This is a genomic window from Prauserella aidingensis, assembly GCF_024171865.1.
Lineage (GTDB): Bacteria > Actinomycetota > Actinomycetes > Mycobacteriales > Pseudonocardiaceae > Prauserella > Prauserella aidingensis.
Genome location: NZ_JAMTCN010000061.1, coordinates 1 through 3,425 on the forward strand (window position 1 = coordinate 1; position 3,425 = coordinate 3,425).

The 3,425-nt window shown below is 66.5% G+C and carries 5 protein-coding genes; 3 read left to right on the forward strand and 2 right to left on the reverse strand.

Translation table 11 applies throughout. From position 1 onward, the window contains the following. On the forward strand, positions 1-278 hold a 278-nt coding region (locus tag LY13_RS25280), incomplete at its 5' end, for a putative quinol monooxygenase (protein WP_253831066.1). 81 nt (positions 279-359) lie between these two features. Continuing rightward, on the forward strand, positions 360-836 hold the full coding sequence (locus LY13_RS26260; RefSeq protein ID WP_372493898.1) for an SbtR family transcriptional regulator: 477 nt from the start codon (positions 360-362) through the stop codon (positions 834-836). Here LY13_RS26260 and LY13_RS25290 read toward each other — a convergent pair. After that, a complete protein-coding gene (locus tag LY13_RS25290) occupies positions 736-1,605 on the reverse strand; it encodes a LysR family transcriptional regulator (protein WP_301299639.1) in 870 nt (289 codons plus the stop codon). The genes LY13_RS26260 and LY13_RS25290 overlap by 101 nt on opposite strands. 83 nt (positions 1,606-1,688) lie before the next feature. Here LY13_RS25290 and LY13_RS25295 point away from each other — a divergent pair, with 83 nt between their 5' ends. Beyond that, entirely contained in the window at positions 1,689-2,414 is a 726-nt protein-coding gene (locus LY13_RS25295; RefSeq protein ID WP_253831068.1) for an SDR family oxidoreductase, read from the forward strand. A 275-nt stretch (positions 2,415-2,689) separates the two neighbouring features. Here the strand turns inward: LY13_RS25295 and LY13_RS25300 are convergent. Further along, on the reverse strand, positions 2,690-3,425 hold a 736-nt coding region (locus LY13_RS25300), incomplete at its 5' end, for an amidohydrolase family protein (protein WP_253831069.1).

Consider the following 3,425-nt stretch of genomic DNA (forward strand, 5'->3'; position numbering starts at 1 on the left):
GTGAGACCAGTCCTACCAGGGGCTCTCCGCCTCATCTCAGCGCATCCATGCCACAGATCTCATGCGCCAGTTACTACCTCGCTGAGATCACCTCATTCTGCGTCGACGACGCAGCCACGGGCACTGTCACCGTGCTGGAAGAGTGGGACTCACACGAAGCGCTAGACCGGCATCTCAGCGAACCTGAGGTTGTCGCGGTCTTCACGAAGTGGGGGCCGCGGATGGACAACAAGGTACGCAAGTTCGATGCGCATAATGAACGCGACCCACGTTCCTGAATCCGAGGACAGCGGCTGCACCGCCCGACCTGGGAGACGCTGCTCCATGCCCTGCTCCGAACAAGCTTCGGCTTCGACGAGCTGACGGCAAAGGCAACCGAACTCGAGACGTCGAGCTCGCCCGAGGACGCCCTCGTTTCCTGGCTACGTGACTGCGTCGCGTGCGCAACCGAGTACCATGGCGTGACAGAGCTGATGGCAGCGGCCGTCGGGGGCACCGAGTCCGCGCTCCATGCTTGCTGCGTTGCCATGCGCGCCGCCGGTGCCCGGCTCCTCATCCGCGCCCAGGACGCGGGCGTCGCGCGGACCGAGCTTGACGGCACGGAGCTGTTCGCGTTGGTAGCGGCGCTCGCCTGGCTCGGCGACCAGTCCTCGCTCGAACCCCGAGTCGATCATCTCTTCGACGGCGTCGCGAGCGCGATTCTGATGAACGCAGGAAGCGAAGCGGTTGAGGCGCTCACCGTCGTTCACGGGTGCCGCAGAGCCCGGACGCCGTGCGGACGAGTGAGGCAACCGGCTGGGAGTGACTGCTTGGCGGCCATGCGATCACCGTGGTGACTTTCGGCGCGTCGGCGACGGGCACCGCGACGTGTTCGGGCCATTGCCAGGCACGACTGGAGGCAGGGATGACGAGCAGTGTCTCGCCGAGCGCCACGAGCTGAGCGAGCTGCGACTGCGTGTGCACCTCCGGACCGGGGCCGTCCGGGTAGGACCCGTCGAGCCGGGGCCATCGAGCGATCGGCAGGTCCGGCACGTTCTGGACATCCGCCAACGTGAGCTGATCGCGTGAGGCAAGCGGATGCCCGGCGGGAAGGATCGCGACTTGGCCTTCGACGCAGAGGTCCTCGGTGTCGAAGCCGGCGAGGTCATCGAACGGGCGATGCATCAGTGCCGCGTCGGCATTCCCGTCGCGAAGCAACCCTGCCTGCTCGCCGACCTCGCACAGGAGCACCTCGACCGGTGCCGCACCGGGTTCGCTCGCGCACGCGTCGAGGAGCTGTCGCAGCAGCTCGTGGGACGCCCCGGCCTTCGATGCGAGCACCAACGGCCGCTTCGGATCCGCGGCACGTCGCGTCCGACGCGCAGCCGCCGCTACCGCATCGAGCGCCGCTCTGGCCTCCCGGAGTAGCACCCTGCCGGCATCGGTGAGCCTCACACCACGGCGATGCCGGTCAAGGAGCTGGACGCCGAGCCGCCGCTCCAGCTGGCTGATCGCGCGCGAGAGCGGTGGTTGTGCGATCCCGAGCCGACCGGCGGCGCGCCCGAAGTGCAGTTCCTCGGCGACAGCGACGAAGTACCGCAGCTCGCGGGTCTCCAGGTCATCCATACGAACAACCTACCAACCGATACCGCTGGGGTATCACAGCGAACCGATCCGGTGTTGGACGACGAATGCTCGGCCCGGCGAGCATGGACCGTGTGAACGACACGAAAACCGCGCTCGTCACCGGCGCGAACAAGGGAATCGGTTTCGCCATCGCGCAGGGCCTCGGAGCGATCGGCTTCACGGTCGCGGTAGGGGCGCGTGACGACGCCAGACGTGCGGAGGCCGTCGAGCAGCTGCAGGCCGCAGGTGTCGACGCGTTCGGGGTCGCCCTCGACGTCACCTCCGACGACAGCGTCGCCGCGGCGGCAAAGACCATCGAGCAGACGGCAGGACGACTCGACGTGCTTGTCAACAACGCGGGCATCTCGGGCCGGACCGACGACGGCGCGCAAGATCCGACGACGCTCGACCTCGACGTCGTCCGCACCGTTCTCGACACCAACGTGTTCGGGGTCGTCCGGGTGACAAACGCGATGCTCCCACTGCTGCGCCGCGCACACTCGCCACGGATCGTCAACATGTCCAGCGATATGGGCTCGCTGGCGCGGCAGAGCGGCCCGATCCTGGCCGCCTACGCGCCATCGAAGTCCATGCTCAACAGCATCACGACCCAGTACGCCCGTCGACTCGCCGATACGAACGTCATCATCAACGCGGGCTGCCCGGGCTACGTAGCGACCGACTTCACCGGCTTCAACGCGCCGCGGACGCCCGAGCAAGGTGCGACGATCGCGATCCGGCTCGCCACTCTGCCCGACGACGGCCCACGCGGCGCCTTCTTCGACGAAGACGGCGCCGTCCCCTGGTGATTCTGGTGGTGCGGGAGACATTTCACCCGGCACGGGTCTCCCGCACCACCCAGCATGTCCAGACACGCTCTGTGTTCAGTAGCTTCTGGTCAACAGAGCAGCGCGGCTGCTTGCAGCGCTACAACGGCGCGATACCAGCCGTGCCGAGCGTACATTCGCTACCTCCAAAGCCATATCGCATCCCCGGCCGCAGCCGCCCTCGCCCTACGCCCCCGTGGGGCCACGGCACTCCGCAGACAAACCTGCGCCACCTGGGTGTGCCATGTCCGCTTCTATCAACCCTGGTGCTGTTCGTCTTGCAGGCGCACGCCGGCACGCCAGATGCCCCGAATATTGAGGGTGTCGAGGATGCGTGCGGTGGGGTCGCCTTCGACCAGCGCGATGTCGGCTCGCTTCCCGATCTCGATACGCCCACGGTCGGTAAGCCCGAACTGCTCCGCAGGAATTCGTGTCGCGGACCGCAGTGCGCTCGTCGGGCTGAGGCCGGCTTCGACGAGCAGCTGCATTTCGTGATGAACGCTCGCTCCGTGCACGATCCCGCCGTGCATCAATGGGGATGCATCCGTACCGACGAGGATCGGGACTCCGGCTTCATGGAGCGCGAGCGCACTCTCAAAGACGTCGGTAATCCGACCCTCGGGGTAATTGCCGAAACTACCTCCGAGCGCCTCAAGCCACGGTGGGCTCAGTCGTGAACGGACTCGAGAATCCGCGGCCAGCGCCGAAGCGTCATGTCCCACCAACGATGCGTCCATCACCAAGCACGGAGTGATGAACACACTGGCATCGGCCAGTGCACTCACGATCTGTGTGCTGGCCACCTGGTCCACGAAGAGGTGGGCCAAACCATCCACACCGACCTCAAGGGCTTGCTCTGTAGCCGCGGCGGTCATCGCGTGAGCGACGACCCTCTTCCCTAGTACTGCAACGACACTTCGTGATGGCCTCGTCGCCGGTAGTGGCTGGCTCGCGCTCGGGCTTGGCTGGTTCGTCGCCATCGTGACCAGTGCA